Below are 17,504 nucleotides of genomic sequence, written 5' to 3'. Positions count from 1 at the left end.
GCCGCGACGGCCGGCGGGCGCTCACGGCCGGCGGGCGCAGGACCCGTCAGCCGCGGGCGAGGTCCGCGGCCATCGCGTCGAGGCTCGCCAGGTAGCGGTCGACGTCGGCGTCGGTGTGCTGGACGGACAGCGTCCACTCCTCCTCCCGGCCGGGGGCCATCAGCACCTGCCGGTTGGCGTTGTAGAGCCAGGCCAGCTCCGGCAGGACCGCGTTCTGGTGGGCCATGAAGGACGTGTAGTCCCGGATCGGGGCGTCGGTGAAGTGGACGCATCCCTTCGAGCTGATCCCGACGGCGTAGCCGGCGATGCCGTGGCGGGCCAGGATCGCGGTGCAGCCGTCCACCAGGCGGTCGTTGAGGCGGTCGAGGTGGGCGTAGGCGTCCGGGGTCAGGACCTCGGTCAGGCTGGCCCGCGCCGCCGCCATGACCAGCGGGTTGCCGTTGAAGGTCCCCACCTGTTTCACCCTGTCCTCGGCGACCGCGGCCATCAGCTCCGCGGTGGCGCCGATCGCGCCGGCCGGCAGTCCGCCGCCGAGCGCCTTGGCGAGGGTGACCATGTCGGGCAGCACCCCGAACCGCTCGACGGCGCCGCCGGCCGCGACGCACAGCCCGGTCTTGACCTCGTCGAAGATGAGCACGATGCCGTGCCTGCGTGTGATCTCCCGGACGGCCTCCAGGTAGCCCGGCTCGGGCAGGACGACGCCGAGGTTCATCATCGCCGCCTCCATGATCACGCAGGCGGGCTTGCGCCCCTCGGCCTCGAGCGCGGCGATCCGCCGTTCCATCGCCGCCGCGTCGTTGAACGGCACGGGCACCGTCAGGTCGACCACCGCCTGCGGGATTCCCGCGCCGTAGGCCAGGGAGTTCATGTGGTCCGCCGGCCCGATGTCCCCGTAGGGGGTGCCGATCGAGACCATCACGTAGTCGTGATGGCCGTGGTACGAGCCGAAGATCTTGACGATGGTGTCCCGGCCGGTCACCCCGCGGGCGATACGGATGGCGTCCATGGTCGCCTCGGAGCCGGAGTTGACGTAGCGCCACTGCGGCAGCCCGAAGCGGCGGGCCAGCTCCTCGCTGACCAGCACCGAATCCTCGGTGGGCATGGCGAAGTGCGAGCCGAGCGCCATCCGCTCGGTCACCGCGCGCACGATCGCGGGGTGGGCGTGGCCCTGAACCATCGAGCCGTACCCGTTGTGGAAGTCGGAGTACTCGTTGCCGTCGACGTCCCAGACCAGCGAGCCGCGGCCGTGCGTGAGGTAGATCGGCCAGGGGTCGCGCAGCTGGTAGGAGGACGGGACCCCGCCGGTCATCGTCCGCAGGGCACGGGTGTGCATGGCCTCGGACGCCGGAGTGCGGGCCTGCAGCGCGCGCTCCTCCCGCTCGAGGAGGTCGGTCACCCGCCCGGCGTGCCCGGTCCGCGGCGGGTCACCGGGACGAGGAGTCGTGGTCGTCGCGTTGGACACCGTCACCGCACCCTTCCTTTGCTCTCGACTATCGAAAGCGTAGCCCCGGGGCGCTGTTTGCGATGGAATCCGTGGAGACGGAGAGGTAGAAATGCCATATCCAGGCCAACGCCCCCGCGCCCATACGATGACGCGCAGCGAGTACTTGCCCCATGATCGGCGTCCATCGGACGAAACATCCAGGAGGATGTCGCGTGCAGTCACGCAGGTCGCCCGGTCAGCGCCAGACTCCGGAACCGCTGCTGGACGACATCAACAAGGCGATCATCGAGCAGCTCCAGCAGGACGGCCGCCGGTCCTACGCGGCGATGGCCACGGCCGTCGGCCTGTCGGAGGCGGCGGTCCGCCAGCGCGTGCAGCGCCTGCTCGACGCCGGGATCATGCAGATCGTCGCGGTGACGGACCCGCTGCGCGTCGGCTTCCGCCGCGAGGCGATGGTCGGCGTGCGGGTCTCCGGGGACACCCGCCAGGTGGCCGAGGCCCTCGCCCAGCTCCCGGAGGTCGACTACGTCGTCCTCACCGCGGGCACGTTCGACATCCTGATCGAGCTCGTGGCCGAGGACGACGAACACCTGCTGTCCCTCATCAACGACCACATCCGTGCGCTTCCGCAGGTCAGGGAGACGGAGACCTTCGTCTACCTGCGACTGGTCAAACAGACCTACACCTGGGGCGCCCGATGACCGAAAACGTCGGCGCCACGACAACCCTTGCCACCGGGCAACCATGAAGAGCCAACAGGAGTCCAACCTTTCGCTAAGACTGGTTGATTCCGGCTCGATCGATGAGGAGACCGTGACTACTCCGACGGCTGAAGCCGCCGGCTTCTCAGGCGGCTTGCGCCGCTTGAAGGGCCAGCCCGACCCTGAGGATGTTGACGGCGGCGTTCACGTCGGCGTGCGCGGTGTGCCCACAGCCACCGCAGGTGAAAACGGCTTGTGCTCTGCGGTTGTCGGCGTGGCAGTGCCCGCAGACCGCGCAGGTGCGGGACGTGTTGGCGGGTGGCACCTCGACGACTGTCCGTCCGGCGCTTTCAGCCTTGGCGCGCAGTACGGCGAGGAACACCCCCCATCCCGCATCGAGAATGCTCTTGTTCAGCCCGGCTTTCGCCGTCTGTCCGTTGGGCAGGAACGTCCCGGGCCGCTCCGGGTCGGGTCTCGCAGCCACCCGACGGGTCATGTTCGCGACCCTGAGCGCCTCCACCGCGATCAGGTCGTGGTCGCGGACCAGATCCAGGGCAGTCTTGTGGGCGAGGTCGAGGCGCTGGCGGCGCACCGTCCCGTGCAGCGCCGCGACTTTCGCGACGGCCTTGCGGCGCCGGGCCGATCCGCGTTTCCTCCTCGCCAGCTCCCGCTGCGCACGGGCCAGCCGCCCGGCCGCCGCCGCCAGGTAGCGAGGGTTACCGACATGGCGGCCCTCAGACGTGGTGGCCAACGACGCCACCCCCATGTCCACCCCGGTCACCACCCCGGTCGGCGCAAGCGGCCGGGCGGGCACGTCATCGCAGGACAGGACCACGTACCAGCGGCCCCCCTCACGCTTGACACCGATGGTCTTGACGGTGCCCTGCACGGGCCGGTGCTGGTTGACCTTGACGTGGCCAACGCCCTGAAGCCTCACTCGGGTCTGGGTCGGGTGACCGGGCTGGGAGTCCCAGCGGCAGCCGTCCCCGTCCTTCGGCCACTCGACCGTGTCAAACCAGTGGGCTCCCTTGAACCGCGGGTAGCCCGGCTTCTCCCCAGCCCTGACCCTGCGGAAAAACGCGGCGAACGCCTTGTCGAGCCGGCGCAGGGTGGCCTGCTGCGAGGAGAACGACCAGCGGGCATGATCCGGATCGGCCGCGCGGATCTCCGTGAGCTGGGCGGACTGGTCGCCGTAACGCACYGTCGTCGCGCTCGGATGACGGTAGGCGTCACGGCGTTCCTGCAAGGCGGCGTTGTACAGCGCCTGGTGGTCCTCGACCATCGCGGTCAGCGCAACCGCCTGCCGGACGGTCGGGCGGAGCTGAAACCTGAAGGTCCGTCTCACCGCGCACGCTCCCYGCGCCACGGCCGCTCGTACTGGGTGTCGATGTACCGGCGGATCCTGTCCGCGGACACCACACCGACGGTGGCCACGACATACGACCCTGACCACAGGGTGGGAAGCCGGGAACGCACGTGCGGGAACTTCTCACGCGGCACATGCGAGGAGAAGCCCTTGAGCTGGTTGGCGACATACGACGGGGAGTGCTTCGGGTGGGCTTGAACGAACAGACGCACATGGTCGGGCATGACGTCCAGCGCTCCAACGGTCCAGCCGTGTTCGGCGCGCTTCTCACGAACCAGCACGTCACAGCGGTCACGAACAGGCCCGGTCAGCACAGGACGCCAGTACTTCGGGCACCGCACGACGTGATACCCCAGGTCGCAGACGCCACCCGCGCCCACCGCCACCTGCCGACCCACAAAACGATCATACAAGCGCGACCCATCCGTCACGGTCGCGTCCCGTACCCGATACCCCTGACGCCTGAAGGCGTCAGCCCCCTCAGGGATCGCTGATGGCGCTCGTCCACCATGACCCGCGGGACGGCATCCTGATCACGAAGATCGGGCAGGCGGAGATCACCGTCCGGCCGGAGCCCCCCGCGAGCACCGGCGCCGCGCCGGTCGTCCTGCTGCGGGTCGACGCCCCCATGCTGGACAGCCTGGCCGCGGCGTACCTCGACCCCGACGAGGCCCGCTCGCTGGCCCGGGCGCTGCTGCGGGCAGCCGACCAGCTCCGGCCGGCCAGCCCCTGGCGCACTCCGGAGCGCCCGACCGGCTGAGCCACGCCGCTCCTCCGACCACCGCTTCGGTGATAATTCAGGTGCGAGAATCGGAAGTCCTTGTCACGCTTCCGGGGTGACGATCACGTCCTCCCGCACGGCCGACACGTCCCGCCCCGCGGCGAGCCCGGTCGCCGCGCCAGGCTCGGCGGCGGGCCGCAGCCCGCACGCCGGCCTGCGCTCCTACCTCGCGCACCTGATGACCTTCCGGTGGCGGGCGGCGGCGGTGCTGTGCGTGTTCGTCCTCGCGAACGCGCTGCTCGCCGTCGTACCGATCTTCGTGGGCCGGTTCGTGGCCGCACTCGCCGCCGTACCGGTCGACACCGGTGCCGCCTACCAGGCCGCCGCGCTGCTGATCTGCTGCGGGATCGGCCACGACCTGTCCTGGCGCAGCGGTGAGCTGCTGTGGGTGCGGCTGATCCTCGCCCGCGGCTACGACTACGAGAACCTCGTCTTCGACAAGGTGATCACGCAGCCCTACCCGTACTTCGTCGGCGCCTTCACCGGAAAGATCAGCAGCTACGTCGGCACGCTCGGCCGGGAGTACCGCGAGTTCCTCAGCGCGGTGTACTGGGAGTTCTGCGAACAGCTGGTCAGGGTGCCGGCGCTCGCGGTGATCATGTTCACCGTGAACGTCCCGACCGGCTGCGCGTTCACCGTGTCGCTGCTGATGATGCTCGCGCTGGGGCGGCTGACGATCTCGCGGGTCGCCGCCGAGGAGCGCAACACCGCCGACACCGCCTCCGACCTGGACGGCCGGATCATCGATGTGATCGCGAACTTCGTCGCGGTGAAGTCCTTCGGCCGCGAAGGCGCCGAATCCGCGCGGGTGCGCGCCGAGCGCCGGGGCGTCCTGCGGGCGGCGACGGGGTCCTACCGGTGGAACATCGTGTACTTCGCGTCGATGAGCCTGGTCGTGCGCTACCTCGTCGGACCCGGGACGATCCTGCTGAACCTGCACCTGTTCCTGGCCGGCGATCTCACCCTGGCGCAGCTGACCACCTTCCTGGCCGCCCTCGCGGTCTTCTCTGACTACATCTGGAACACGGTCTGGCTGGTCTCACAGCTGAATCTGCGATTCGCCCGGGTCGAGGAGGCCTACCACTACCTGTTCGGCGGCCGCGACATCGTCCGGGAGGACCGGCACCAACAGCCCACCGCACACGGACGGCCTGCCGCCCTCGAACGACCCGACGTCCACGGAGCATCGCAGCTCCACAGGGCGCCCCAGCTTCCCGGGCCGGTCGGCTACACCCGGTCGCTCGGCATCCACGATCTGCGCTTCGCCTACCCGGACGAACCCGGGCGCCCGGTGCTCGACGGCATCACCCTGGAGATCGCCCGGAACGAGAAGGTCGGGATCGTCGGCCAGAGCGGCAGCGGGAAGTCGACCCTGCTGAAGCTCCTGCTCGGCTACTACCCGCTGCCCGCCGGGACTCTGGCGCTCGACGGCACCCCGATCGACGACCGCCAGCTGGCCGGCCTGATCTCCTACGTCCCGCAGGACGTCACCCTGTTCCACCGCTCGATCCGGGACAACATCGTCTACGGCAGCGCCGCCGGGGTGACCGACGAGCAGGTCATCACGGCCGCGCGCCGCGCCCACGCCCACGAGTTCGTCAGCCGCACCGGTCAGGGGTACGACACCCTGGTCGGCGAGCGGGGCATCCGGCTCTCGACCGGGCAGCGTCAGCGGATCGCGCTGGCGCGCGCGTTCCTCGGTGACGCGCCCATCCTCATCCTGGACGAGGCGACCAGCGCGCTCGACAGTGAGAGCGAACGGCTCGTTCAGGACGCCCTGGAGGATCTGTGGGCCACCCGGACGGTGATCGCCATCGCGCACCGGCTGTCGACCCTGCTGACCATGGACCGGATCGTCGTCCTGGACGGCGGGCGGATCGCCGAGCAGGGAACGCATGAGGCCCTGCTCGAGCTGGGCGGGCGGTATGACCGGCTGTGGCGCCGCCAGAGCGGCGGGTTCGTCGCGGTCGACTGACCGTCGCAGTCAACTGACCAGGACCGGCGGCGGCCAAAGCCGACGACCGGGAGAATCCCACCCAAACGCCGCCCAGTGGTCGATGGCCGACCGGTCGGGTCGGTTCCGCATCGGAAATACCCGCATAAAGAAATTCCCCCGAGAGAGTGACTCTCTCGGGGGAATTTCTTCTTTGTAGCGGGGGCAGGATTTGAACCTGCGACCTCTGGGTTATGAGCCCAGCGAGCTACCGAGCTGCTCCACCCCGCGTCGGTGTGTGTCTTTACTATACAGGGACGCGGAGCCCGGATGTCAAACGAGCGGGGAAGGAATTTTCCGTCCGCTCGCCGGGCGCCCGGGGTCTCCCGGGCGCCCGGTCTGGCTCAGCCGGGATGCGCGGTCCGCGCGACGGCCGGGCGGACCGCCGGTGGGTTCTCGGCGACGGCCGGCCGCACCGGTGGGCCCGGGTCCCCCGCCCCGTCCATGGCGGCGGGCGCGGCGGCTGGCGCCGCGCGGGTCGTCGAGGCGGGCGCCGCGGTGGCCGTCGTCGCCGGCGGTGTCGTCGGTGCCGTCGCCGGCGGTGCCGTCGTCGGCGCCGGGGTCGTCGGTGACAGCTGGCGCAGCCTGTCCAACGCCGCCTGGAGGTCCGTCTGGGCCTTGCCGTAGGCGGCGAAGTCCGGCGGGTTCTTGCCGAGAGCGTCCTGGCCCGCCTGGTAGGCGCGTTCGGCTTCGGCGACGGCGCCCGCCAGATCCCCGGCCGGCGGTGCCGACGGCGTGGGGCTCGACGGCGTCGGAGACGGCGTCCCCGGTTCGGTGCCCGGGGAGGGCGCGGCCGAGGTGCCCGCCCCGGCCGCGGACGCGCCGGCCCCGGCCCCGAAGACGGCGTCCAACGCCTCCGCGAGCGAGGAGCCGAACCCGATCCGTTCACCGAAGGCCGCCGCCACCCCCTGCAGGGTCGGATACCCCGTCGCCCCGCGGGCCTGGACGTAGTACGGCTCCACGTAGAGCAGCCCACCGGCCACGGGCAGCGTCAACAGGTTGCCCTCGATCGTCTGTGAGCCCGCGCCGCGCCAGAGGTTGAGCTGCCGGACGACGTCGCCGTTCGACTCGATGGCGGCCTGCACCTGGACAGGACCGTTGATCGTGTCGCCCGGCGGCAGCTGCAGCAGGGTGAACTGGCCGTAGTTGTCCGGATCCATCGAGACGGCCATGTAGGCCGCGAGCTTGGACGACCGCGCCGAGATCAGCGGCGAGGTCAGGTTGTAGGACGGTTCCTTGCGCCCGGGGAGCTGGCTGTAGACGTAGAACGGCGGCTGCGGCTCGCGGGTGTCGTCCGGGGACTCGGAGACCGTCCAGAAGTCCTCCTGGGAGTAGAAGTCCCGCGGGTTGGAGACGTGGTACTGCCCGAGGAGGTCCCGCTGGACCTTGAACATGTCCTCCGGGTAGCGGAAGTGCTCCATCAGCGCCGGCGGGATGTCGGCCTTGGGACGCACCGTGTCGGGGAAGGCCTTCATCCAGGTCCGCAGCACCGGGTCCTGCTCGTCCCAGGCGTAGAGCGTCACCGTGCCGTTGTAGGCGTCGACGGTCGCCTTCACCGAGTTCCGGATGTAGTTGACCTGGTTCTCCGGCTGCTGGGTGCGGTTGCGGCTCTGGGTGGTCACGGCGTCGGCCGTGACGTCACCGAAGGTCCGCCGGGCCGAGTAGGGGTAGCCGTCCGAGGTGGTGTAGCCGTCGAGGATCCAGGTGACCCGCCCGTCGACCACCGCCGGGTAGGGGTCGCCGTCCAGGGTGAGCCAGGGGGCCACCTTGCTGACCCGGTCCCGCGGGTTGCGCTCGTAGAGGATGCGCGACTGGCCGGTGATGTCGCCGGAGAGCAGGATGTTCGGCTCCCCGAAGCGCAGCGCGAACAGCGCCTGCCGGAAGGTCGAGCCGACGGAGACGCCGCCGTCGCCGGTGTAGCTGGTCGTGAGCTGGGTGTCGTTCGGCCCCGGGCCGTCGATCTCCGCCTGGCGGGTGCCGACGATCGAGTACTGCGGGGACATCTCACCGAAGTAGATCCGGCTCTCGGTGACGCCGAAGTCACCGGTCTCCGGCAGATTGCGCTCGGTGAACGCGGGGCGGCCCTCATCGGCGGTGTTGGACGGCGCCGCGACGAAGCCTCGCCCGTGGGTGTAGGTCAGGTGCTGGTTGATCCAGTTCCGCTGGTCCTCGCCGAGGCCGTCCTGGTTGAGCTCACGGACGGACACCACATAGTCCCGGGTCGTGGTCTTCCCGTCCGCGGTCGTGGTGTAGCGGTCGACGTCGAGGGTCTGCGGGAACCCGTAGTAACCGCGGATCTGCTGGAGCTGCTGGAACGTGGTGGACAGCTTGCTCGGGTCGAGCAGGCGGATGTTCGGGACGGTGCCCTTGTCGTCGGCTATCTGCTGCGCTGTCGCGCCCGTGGTCGCCGGATACGGGACCGGTCTGACGTCCTGGATGTCGTACGCGGACCTGGTCGCGGCTATGTTGCGCGCGATGTAGGGCTCCTCGCGCGACGCCTCGTTCGGCCGGACCTGGAACTGCTGGACGATCGCCGGGTAGATCCCGCCGATGACCACCGAGGACAGCACGAGGATGCCGGCACCGAGCAACGGCAGCGTCCAGCCCCGCTGGAAGATGTTGTAGATGAACAGCACGGCGCAGGCCAGCGAGATGAACAGCAGGATGAGCTTCGCCGGCAGCACCGCGTGGACGTCGGTGTAGGACGCTCCGGTCGACACGCCCCGGGCCGAGAACACCAGGCCGAAGCGGTCCAGGTAGTAGGCCCACGCCTTGAGTAGCGCGACCAGCCCGAGCAGCACGGAGATGTGCGCCTTCGCCGCCGGGGCCACCCGCTCGCCGGCGGACTGCAGCCGGATTCCGCCGAACAGGTAGTGGGTGAGCACCGCGACCAGCAGCGAGAGCATGACCGCGGTGAGCAGGAAGGCAAGCAGGAAGCGCTGGAACGGATAGCTGAAGGTGTAGTAGCTGATGTCCCGGCCGAACTGGGCGTCGGTCTGACCGAACGGCTCGCTGTTGATCCACAGCAGCCAGGTCCGCCAGCGCCCGGACGCCGACAGCCCCGCGATCAGCCCGAACAGGGTCGAGACCGCCAGCAGGACGAGCAGCATGTACGGTTCGATCGCAACGCGGTACCGCTCAAGGTTCTGCTGCTCGGTCGAGAGAGGCCGGATGGGCGGCCGCAGCTTGTAGGCGAGTACTATGTTCGTTCCCACCGCAATTGCCATGACCGCACCGAAGAGCACGAACAGAAGTATTCGTGTGAATACGACGGTGCCGAAGACGTTGCTGAAGTCCACCGAGCGGTAGAACAGAAGATCTGTGTAGAGGCGAGTGAAGACGCCGAGAAACACCACGAGCAGGACCAGAATGACCAGCACCGGCACGAGCAGGCGTGTGCGTGTCAGCAGCGGTCTGCGACTGGTTCCTGCCACAAGCTCCTCCGTCCGTTCCGGGCGCGGGTCGAGTGCCCGCCTTCAGGGCAACCTACGCCAGCCGAGTGTGGCTAGATCCGAGAGGATGGGTCGGTGACCAGTCCGAGCATCACCGAGTTGACCTCCGTCGTCCTGGAGGTCGAACGCCACGTCGCCGAGCTGGGCTGGGACCAGCCCAGCCAGGTCTACGCCCTCGCGGACACATCCGAGCTGCTGATGCGCGAACCGGGCCTCGCCCCCCACATCGGCGACGCCCCGCCAGGATCCCTAACGCCGGTGGAACAGGAACCGCTCCCGGCTGGGCGGCTCGACGAAGTCCTGTCCGGCATCGGCTGGCCGCCCGAGGTTCTCGGCTGCGTCCTGGTCACCGAGCTCGTCGTGCTGCCGCCCAGTGCCGAGGCCGAGGTGCCCTACGACGAGCGCGACATCGAGCACTGGGCCGCCAACCACCCGGAGCGCCAGGACGTCCGGCTCGCGGTCGGGGTGACCCGCGCCGGCATGCATGCCTCGTGCCTGCGGGTGCGCGGCGACGACGAGCTGGTCATCGACCCCGACCTCGCCGACAACCTCGTCGACGGCCTGCTCGAGACGTTCCGGTAGAGCCGCACCCAGGAAACCCGGAGGGGGCGGGTGGCCTCGGGGCCGCCCGCCCCCTCGCCGCTCCCGCTACACGGCCGTCCCCACATGCTGCCGCCCCTGGCGGCTGTCCCTGCTCCGCTGCGCTGCCAGCGCCTACCGAGCCGGCGTTCGTGCTACGCCGCGGAGCAGGTGGGCACGTTGGTGGCGTCGGGCTTGGCCCGCAGGGTGTTGAGCGCGTCCAGGGCTCCCGACAGGTTCGCCACCTGGACAAGCCGCAGGTCGGTGTTCATCCGGACGGCGTCCGCGCAGTTGCCCTTCGGGACCAGGAAGACCGAGGCGCCGGCCCGCTGCGCGCCGAGGATCTTCTGCTGGATGCCCCCGATGGGGCCGACCTCGCCGGCGGCGTCGATGGTCCCGGTGCCGGCGACCGTCTTCCCGCCGGTCAGCTCGCCGGGGGTGAGCAGGTCGACGATGCCCAGCGCGAACATCAGGCCGGCGCTGGGCCCGCCGATGTCGGAGATCCGAATACGGACGGTAAACGGGTATGACCGTTTCTCCGTCGTCGTCACCCCGATCATCGGCCGCGTCGGATCGTCCGTCGCCGGCCTGGTGGTGATCCGCCCGGTGCCGGCGGTGCCGTCCCGCCGGTAGGCGACCTCGACCACCTCACCGGGCTTCACCCGGCCGATCTGCTCCCGCAGGCCGTCCTGACCGGTGATGGCGACGCCGCCGACGGAGGTGATGACGTCACCGGCACGCAGCAGGCCCTGGGCCGGCGAGTCGGACAGCACCTCGTGTACGACGACCTCTGCCCCGGTCGGGGCGATGCCGAGCTCGCTCAACGCGGCCGCGGTCGCCTGGTCCTGGGAGTCGATCATCGCCTGGGTGTTCTCCTGCCGGATCTGCTCCTGGCTGGAGCCCGGCGGACGGACCAGCTCGCTGGGCACAACGGCCCGGTCGGAGGCGAACCAGTCCTGCAGGGCGCCGAGCAGGTTCAGCCGGGGCGTCTCCTCGACGGTGGTCAGCTCGAGGCTGCCGGCCGTCGGGTAGGTCTTGCGACCGTCGATCTCGATCAGCGGCGCCCCGTCGACCTTACCGAGAGTGTCGGTAACCGGACCGGGCGCAAAGGTCACAAAAGGCACCGGCAGCCACAGGCCCGCGACGGCGAGGATCAGCGTCAGCACCGACGCAACGAAGAGTGTCTGCGCGCGGCGGCCCATTCCCGCAGTCTACGTAGATCGCCGCCGGCAGTTCGGACGGCCGCCCGCCGACCGGCCCACCTGCCGGCCGCCCCGGCCGGGCGGCACCAGGGCACCGCTCGGCCGGGAGGGACCGGTCAGGCGTCGGCCGGACGGGCCAGGTCGCGGGAATCGCGGCCCTGCTCGCCGTCCGCCGGGTCGGGCTCGCTGCCAGCGGGCCGTGCCGACGGGACAGAGACGGGCATCATAGTCACCGAGGGTGACACCTTGACAGTAGTGGCCTCACGCGCGGACGGGATGGGGCGGGCGAGGGCAGCCATGCTCCGGCGGTAACCCTCGACGGTGATCATGGCTTCGGAGGTGCGGTCGGGTCGGCTGCGCAGGGTGAACCAGGCAAGAGCCAGGAGCACCGCGACAGGTGGGATCAGCAGGAACCACATGGCGGCCTCGACGTCGAGACGGGGGAAGGAAGATGACCAATATCTATCCTAGGTGCCCCGCTCAGCAGGCGCCTACCCATTCTGTCGCGCCATCGGCGAATGCCTGGCGCTTCCAGATGGGCACCTGCTCCTTCACGTCGTCGATGAGGCGCCGGCAGGCCTCCAGCGCCTCCGCGCGGTGCACGGCGCCAGCGGCCACGACGACCGCGATGTCCCCGATCGCCAGCCGACCCGTCCGGTGCAGCACTGCTATGGCGTGAACGCCCAGCTCAGCGGCCACATCGCCGGCCACCCGGGCCAGCTCGCCGGCGGCTCGGGGATGCGCGCTGTACTCGAGGTCCACCACCGACCTGCCATGATCATGATCGCGGACGGTGCCGATGAAGAGACCGATTCCACCAACCTCCGGCAACCGCACGGCAGCCAGGCATTCGTCGACAGAGAGCGRCAATTCACGCATCTCCGCAAGAACGACGACACCCCTGGCCACACCGTCGACAACGGGCACCGGATCCGAGCAGGTCACATCCACCCCCCGACGGTAACGCCCGACCGACTCCGTTTCACCGGTCGGCCGGAAAACGCACTACCGTGGGTTCATGTCCCTACGGCACGCCCACAGGCCCCACCCATGAGCGGCGGCGGCTTCCCCTTCGGCTTCGGCCCCACTCCGGGTGGCGACCCGGAGCGCCCCGCTGGCGGGGCCCCGTTCTTCGCCGAGCTCGAACGGCTGCTCTCCTGGCAGGGCGGTCCGGTCAACTGGGAGCTCGCCCGCCAGGTGGCGGTGCGGACTCTGGGCAGCGACGACCGCGCGGTGCGGGCCACCGAGACCGGTGAGGTCGAGAAGGCGCTGCGCATCGCCGACGTGTGGCTCGACCCGATGACCGCGCTGCCGGCCGGCGCGACCACCGCCGCGGCATGGTCCCGCGAGCAGTGGATCGAGGCCACGCTGCCCGTCTGGCGGACGCTGTGCGACCCGGTGGCGGGCAAGGTCGTCGAGGCCATGCGCACCGGGATCTCGTCCGGCCTGAGCCAGCTCGGCGGCGGCGACCTGCCGCCCGAGCTCGCGGGCGCGCTGCCGCCCGGCGTCGACCTCGGCCGGCTGATGGGCGCCGGCGGGCCAGTCGTGCAGATGATGAACCAGGTCGGCGGCATGCTCTTCGGCGCGCAGGTCGGCCAGGCCATCGGCAGCCTGGCGGCCGAGGTGGTCAGCTCGACCGAGGTCGGGCTGCCGCTGGGCCCCGCGGGCACGGCCGCCCTGCTGCCGGCGAACGTGGCCGCCTTCGGGCAGGGTCTGGGCGTCGAGGACGAAGAGGTCCGCATCTACCTGGCGCTGCGCGAGGCGGCGTCGAACCGGCTGTACGCGCACGTCCCCTGGCTGCGGGCGCACGTGCTGGGCGCGGTCGAGGAGTACGCGCGTGGCATCGCCGTCGACCCGGAGGCGGTCGGCCGCGTGATGCGGATGATCGACCCCACCGCGCTGATGAACCCCGAGCGGCTCACCGAGGCGCTCGGGGAAGATGTCTTCGCCGACGCGGACACCCCCGAGCAGAAGGCGGCACTGGCCCGCCTGGAGCTGATCCTGGCGCTGATCGAGGGCTGGGTGGACCACGTCGCGGACACCGCCGCGTCCCAGCACCTGCCGTCCGCGGCGAAGCTGCGCGAGATGGTCCGTCGGCGCCGCGCCGAGGGCGGCCCGGGAGAGCAGATCTTCTCGACCCTCGTCGGCCTGTCGCTGCGCCCGCGCCGGCTGCGCGAGGCCGCCGCGCTGTGGGAGGCGTTGCGCGAGGCCCGCGGGCACGACGGGCGGGACGCGGTATGGGCGCATCCGGACCTGTTGCCCGGCGGGGAGGACCTCGCGGACCCGTCCGCGTTCGTCTCCGGCGCCGGGGCGGGCTCCGACGTCGACATCATGGCGGAAATCGAGAAACTCGACGACACGGCGCCCGGAGAAGACACTCCGCCGGCCTCGGGTGACTCGCCTTCCTGAGCCGGCCTCGGGTGACTCGCCTTCCTGACCTCGGCGCTCCCGACCCAGCGTGACATGCACGGGTCTGAGGACCACACGAATTGACCGGCAAGGCGAATCAGTCGTAGCTTGACCTCGCGGCCCCCGGGTATGCGAGGCGCCTCCGGAAGGGGAAGCCGGAGGCTCCACGTTCCACCCGGGGGTTCGTCTTCCTCACCCGCCGGCCCGCGCCCGGCGTTGCGTGCCTCGCACCCGGCGTACTGTGCCCGCCCGTGGCGGCTGCCGCCGTTGCGCTGCACCCCTGTGATCGTTGGCGCCCGCCATCCGTTGCGGCCATCACTCCCGCGACTGCTCCGCGCCGCCGCCGTGACGCACGCCATGGCTCGCGCGGCGGGCCGCCAGCCTCGACCTACCGCAGGTGGGCCATATTTTCGCACCTTTTGCCCCGAATAGCCGGTGGTGAAATCCACAGCGACAAGGCCCGCCCACAGGTCAGGACCGTTCGGGAACGGGCTGTCCACAGGGCGCGATCATCCGCACTGTGGCATTTCGATCTCATGTCATCGTGGACCTGTTGTCATCGCCGCCGGCCCGCTCGGTGCCGGCTGACGCGAAGGGGGTCCCGTGCGCCCGGTCCTCAAACCCGGCCTTCGCCGCCTCTGGCGGGACAGCACCACCCTGCAGATCGGTGTCGATCCGCTTCGTGCCGTGATCATCACCGACCTGAGTCCGGCGGACGTCTCGGCACTCGACGCGCTGGACCAGCCGGGCCCTCACCTCGACCCCGGCGGCCAGGCCGACGATCCCGCCACCCAGGTGATGATCGAGATGCTGGCCCAGGCCGGGCTGCTCGACGACAGTGCCGACACCGAGCCGGCGCCCCAGGACGACGCCGACCACGGCCGCCTCGCCCCGGATGTCGCCGCCATTTCGCTCGCGACCTTCGGAGTGCGTCCGCCCAGCTCGGTCCTCGCCGCCCGTCGTCTGGCCCGGGTCGCCGTCCGCGGCGCCGGGCGGATCGGCGCCCAGATAGCGGCGCTGCTCACCGCGGCCGGCGTCGGGCAGGTCATCGTCGACGACCCCGGCTCCACCTCCGCGGCTGACGTCGCTCCCGGGGGGTTGCGGTTCGACGACATCGGGCGGCCCCGGGCCCTCGCCGCCCACTCCGCGATGGGGCGGGTCGGCGGCGGGGCGCCTCGGCCACCGCGGTCCAGCAGGCCCGCGAGGTCACCCAGGTCCCCCGAGATCGAGCCCTTTCGCCCCGATCTCGTCCTGCTGGCCCCGGTGGGGATCCCGCTGGTCCACCCGGACGAATGCCTGGGGCTGGAGCGGTCCGGGGTACCGCACCTGCTCGCCGGCATCCGCGAGACCACGGGCATAGTCGGGCCGCTCGTAGTGCCGGGGGTCAGTTCCTGCCTGCACTGCCAGCACCTGTACCGCGACGCCCGGGACCCCGACTGGCCGATCCTGGCGCTGCAGATGGTCCGACCGTCGGAGCGCGGCCCCGACCCCTGCGAGATCTCGCTGGCCACGCTCGTCGCCTCGATGGCGGCCATGCAGGCGCTCGACTACCTCGAGACCAGGCCATCGGCTGGCCGCGGATCGGCGGCAGGCCTGCCGGCCACCGCCGGCGGCACCCTCGAGGTCAGCAGATCCGAGCTACGGATCCGACGCCGCACCTGGCCGGTGCACCCGGAGTGCCCCTGCCGCACCGCGCGCGCCGCGGCGGACGGGCCGGTCCCCGGGGATCAGTCCGACCTGTCACCACCGGTGGCCGTCCCGTCCGCCCCCGCGGACGCCATCGCCCCCAGCCACGCAGTCTGAACACGGGTACGGCGCGGGCGGCGCGGCATCCGGCTTGAGAAGGCACGATGGAGCTGTGTCCGACATCCCACGGCGAGCGGTCGTCCGCACCGCCAAGCTCGCGACCCTCCCGATCGGCATCGCCGGCCGGGCGACACTCGGCGTCGGAAAGCGCCTCGGCGGCAGACCCGCCGAGGCCGTCGCGACCGAGCTGCAGCAGCGCACCGCGGCGCAGATCTTCCGGGTGCTCGGCGAGCTCAAGGGCGGGGCCATGAAGCTCGGGCAGGCGCTGTCCGTCTTCGAGGCCGCGCTGCCCGACGAGGTCGCCGGCCCCTACCGCGCCGCGCTGACGAAACTGCAGGAGGCGGCGCCACCGCTGCCCGCCGCCACGGTGCACAAGGTCCTCGCCGAGGAGCTCGGCCCCGAATGGCGGGCCCTGTTCGCCAGCTTCGACGACACACCCGCCGCCGCCGCGAGCATCGGCCAGGTGCACCGCGCCGTGTGGGCGGACGGCCGGCCCGTCGCGGTGAAGATCCAGTACCCGGGGGCGGGCGCGGCCCTGCTGGCTGATCTGAACCAGCTGGGCCGCGCCGCGCGGCTGTTCGGCGCGCTGACGCCCGGTCTCGACATCAAGCCGCTGGTCGCCGAGCTCAAGGCACGCATCACCGAGGAGCTCGACTACCGGCTCGAGGCCGCCTGGCAGCGGGCGTTCGCGCAGGCCTACGCCGACGACCCGGACATCGTCGTCCCCCGGCCGATCGCCGGGGCGGACCGGGTCCTGGTCAGCGAGTGGATCGACGGGGTGCCGCTGTCGACCATCATCGACCGGGGGACGCGGGAGGAGCGGGACCGCGCCGGCCTGCTCCTGGTCCGCTTCCTCTACTCCTGCCCCGGCCGGGCCGGGCTGCTCCACGCCGACCCGCACCCGGGCAACTTCCGGCTCCTCGCGGACGGCCGGCTCGGTGTTCTCGACTTCGGGGCGGTGAACCGTCTGCCCGGCGGGCTGCCCGAGCCGATCGGCCGGCTCGCCCGGCTGACCCTCGCCGGTGACGCCGAGGCCGTCGCCGAAGGGCTGCGGGCGGAGGGGTTCATTCCGGAGGGCGCCACCATCCCGGCGGAGGACCTGCTCGACTACCTGGCACCGATGCTCGCGCCGATCACCGACGAGGAGTTCACCTTCTCCCGCGACTGGCTGCGCGGGGAGGCGCTCCGCCTCGGTGACTGGCGCTCCGCCGCGGCGCAGCTCGGCCGCCAGCTCAACCTGCCACCGTCCTACCTGCTGATCCACCGGGTGACGCTCGGCGCGATCGGGATCCTCTGCCAGCTCGGCAGCTCCGGCCCGTTCCGGGCCGAGATGGAGCGCTGGCAGCCCGGGTTCGCCCCGCCGCGCAGCGCCGCCGCACGCCACGCGGCAGCCGCGAACCGGCCGAACCGCCGCCTTCCCAGACTCGACATCGAGGACGGCACCGGCGTCATCCGTCCGCTCCCCGGACCGGTGGTCCTCGCCACCGCCCCCGCGCAGCGCTCGGGGCGCTCGGGCCGCGCACGCAGCCGCGTCCGCCCGCCGGAGCAGGCCAGCCCGGTGGAACAAGCCGGTCCGCTGGAGCAGGGCGGGCCGGTGGAACAGGTCAGCCCGGCGAAGGCCAGCACGCCGGAGCAGGCTGGTCCACCGGAGACCAGCCGACCGTCGCGGCAGGCCCGACCAGCTCCAGGAAACCGACGCAAGTTCGAGAAGGAGGCCCAGCCCGAACCAGGGACCCAGCCCGAACCCGGCTGACTCATCCCGCCGACATGC

At 71.2% G+C, this 17,504-nt stretch carries 14 protein-coding genes and 1 tRNA gene; 7 read left to right on the top strand and 8 right to left on the bottom strand.

Annotated features, from left to right (window positions below; all coding sequences use genetic code 11):
• Positions 1–46: 46 nt before the first annotated feature.
• Complete coding sequence (locus tag BBK14_RS01215) at positions 47–1,396, bottom strand: aspartate aminotransferase family protein (RefSeq protein ID WP_041253689.1); 1,350 nt, start codon at positions 1,394–1,396, stop codon at positions 47–49.
• A gap of 260 nt (positions 1,397–1,656) precedes the next feature.
• Between BBK14_RS01215 and BBK14_RS01210 the strand changes: the two genes are divergently transcribed.
• Positions 1,657–2,145, top strand: coding sequence for an Lrp/AsnC family transcriptional regulator (locus tag BBK14_RS01210; RefSeq protein WP_071059368.1), 489 nt, complete (start codon positions 1,657–1,659; stop codon positions 2,143–2,145).
• Between the two features lie 145 nt (positions 2,146–2,290).
• Here the strand turns inward: BBK14_RS01210 and BBK14_RS01205 are convergent, their stop codons facing one another.
• Together BBK14_RS01205 and tnpA are read right to left on the bottom strand one after the other, a co-directional pair.
• Positions 2,291–3,490, bottom strand: a complete 1,200-nt coding sequence (locus BBK14_RS01205; RefSeq protein WP_071059456.1) for an RNA-guided endonuclease InsQ/TnpB family protein — start codon at positions 3,488–3,490, stop codon at positions 2,291–2,293.
• A complete protein-coding gene (gene tnpA, locus BBK14_RS01200) occupies positions 3,487–3,909 on the bottom strand; it encodes an IS200/IS605 family transposase (RefSeq protein WP_071059367.1) in 423 nt (140 codons plus the stop codon). Before tnpA ends, BBK14_RS01205 begins: the two co-directional genes overlap by 4 nt.
• 95 nt (positions 3,910–4,004) lie before the next feature.
• Between tnpA and BBK14_RS01195 the strand changes: the two genes are divergently transcribed.
• Together BBK14_RS01195 and BBK14_RS01190 are read left to right on the top strand one after the other, a co-directional pair.
• Positions 4,005–4,271 (top strand): DUF6907 domain-containing protein, encoded by a 267-nt coding sequence (locus BBK14_RS01195; RefSeq protein WP_041253688.1) that lies wholly within the window; start codon positions 4,005–4,007, stop codon positions 4,269–4,271.
• Between the two features lie 76 nt (positions 4,272–4,347).
• Entirely contained in the window at positions 4,348–6,267 is a 1,920-nt protein-coding gene (locus tag BBK14_RS01190) for an ABC transporter ATP-binding protein (RefSeq protein WP_071059366.1), read from the top strand.
• 175 nt (positions 6,268–6,442) lie between these two features.
• Here the strand turns inward: BBK14_RS01190 and BBK14_RS01185 are convergent.
• Together BBK14_RS01185 and BBK14_RS01180 are read right to left on the bottom strand one after the other, a co-directional pair.
• A tRNA-Met gene (locus BBK14_RS01185) sits at positions 6,443–6,516 on the bottom strand.
• Positions 6,517–6,629: 113 nt separating this feature from the next.
• Positions 6,630–9,719 carry a UPF0182 family membrane protein gene (locus BBK14_RS01180; RefSeq protein ID WP_071059365.1) on the bottom strand — a complete coding sequence of 1,030 codons (3,090 nt, stop codon included), beginning with the start codon at positions 9,717–9,719 and terminating at the stop codon, positions 6,630–6,632.
• A 93-nt stretch (positions 9,720–9,812) separates the two neighbouring features.
• On the opposite strand from BBK14_RS01180, the gene BBK14_RS01175 reads away from it, so the two are divergent.
• Positions 9,813–10,319, top strand: a complete 507-nt coding sequence (locus tag BBK14_RS01175; RefSeq protein ID WP_018502257.1) for a PPA1309 family protein — start codon at positions 9,813–9,815, stop codon at positions 10,317–10,319.
• A 152-nt stretch (positions 10,320–10,471) separates the two neighbouring features.
• Here the strand turns inward: BBK14_RS01175 and BBK14_RS01170 are convergent, their stop codons facing one another.
• The 3 genes from BBK14_RS01170 to BBK14_RS01160 all read right to left on the bottom strand — a co-directional run bounded on the left by BBK14_RS01170 (position 10,472) and on the right by BBK14_RS01160 (position 12,469).
• Positions 10,472–11,518 (bottom strand): YlbL family protein, encoded by a 1,047-nt coding sequence (locus tag BBK14_RS01170; protein ID WP_071059364.1) that lies wholly within the window; start codon positions 11,516–11,518, stop codon positions 10,472–10,474.
• A gap of 116 nt (positions 11,519–11,634) precedes the next feature.
• Entirely contained in the window at positions 11,635–11,937 is a 303-nt protein-coding gene (locus BBK14_RS01165) for a hypothetical protein (protein ID WP_071059363.1), read from the bottom strand.
• 61 nt (positions 11,938–11,998) lie between these two features.
• Entirely contained in the window at positions 11,999–12,469 is a 471-nt protein-coding gene (locus tag BBK14_RS01160) for a molybdenum cofactor biosynthesis protein MoaE (protein WP_071059362.1), read from the bottom strand.
• Positions 12,470–12,568: 99 nt separating this feature from the next.
• Here BBK14_RS01160 and BBK14_RS01155 point away from each other — a divergent pair, with 99 nt between their 5' ends.
• The 3 genes from BBK14_RS01155 to BBK14_RS01145 all read left to right on the top strand — a co-directional run bounded on the left by BBK14_RS01155 (position 12,569) and on the right by BBK14_RS01145 (position 17,486).
• On the top strand, positions 12,569–13,927 hold the full coding sequence (locus tag BBK14_RS01155) for a zinc-dependent metalloprotease (RefSeq protein WP_071059361.1): 1,359 nt from the start codon (positions 12,569–12,571) through the stop codon (positions 13,925–13,927).
• A gap of 603 nt (positions 13,928–14,530) precedes the next feature.
• On the top strand, positions 14,531–15,730 hold the full coding sequence (locus BBK14_RS01150) for a ThiF family adenylyltransferase (protein ID WP_071059360.1): 1,200 nt from the start codon (positions 14,531–14,533) through the stop codon (positions 15,728–15,730).
• Between the two features lie 55 nt (positions 15,731–15,785).
• Positions 15,786–17,486, top strand: a complete 1,701-nt coding sequence (locus tag BBK14_RS01145) for an ABC1 kinase family protein (protein WP_071059359.1) — start codon at positions 15,786–15,788, stop codon at positions 17,484–17,486.
• Positions 17,487–17,504 lie beyond the last annotated feature (18 nt).

The sequence above is a fragment of the Parafrankia soli genome (assembly GCF_001854695.1).
Taxonomy (GTDB): Bacteria; Actinomycetota; Actinomycetes; order Frankiales; family Frankiaceae; genus Parafrankia; species Parafrankia soli.
The sequence above is the reverse complement of the archived record's forward strand: the minus strand, read 5'-3'. Positions and strand labels throughout refer to the sequence as shown.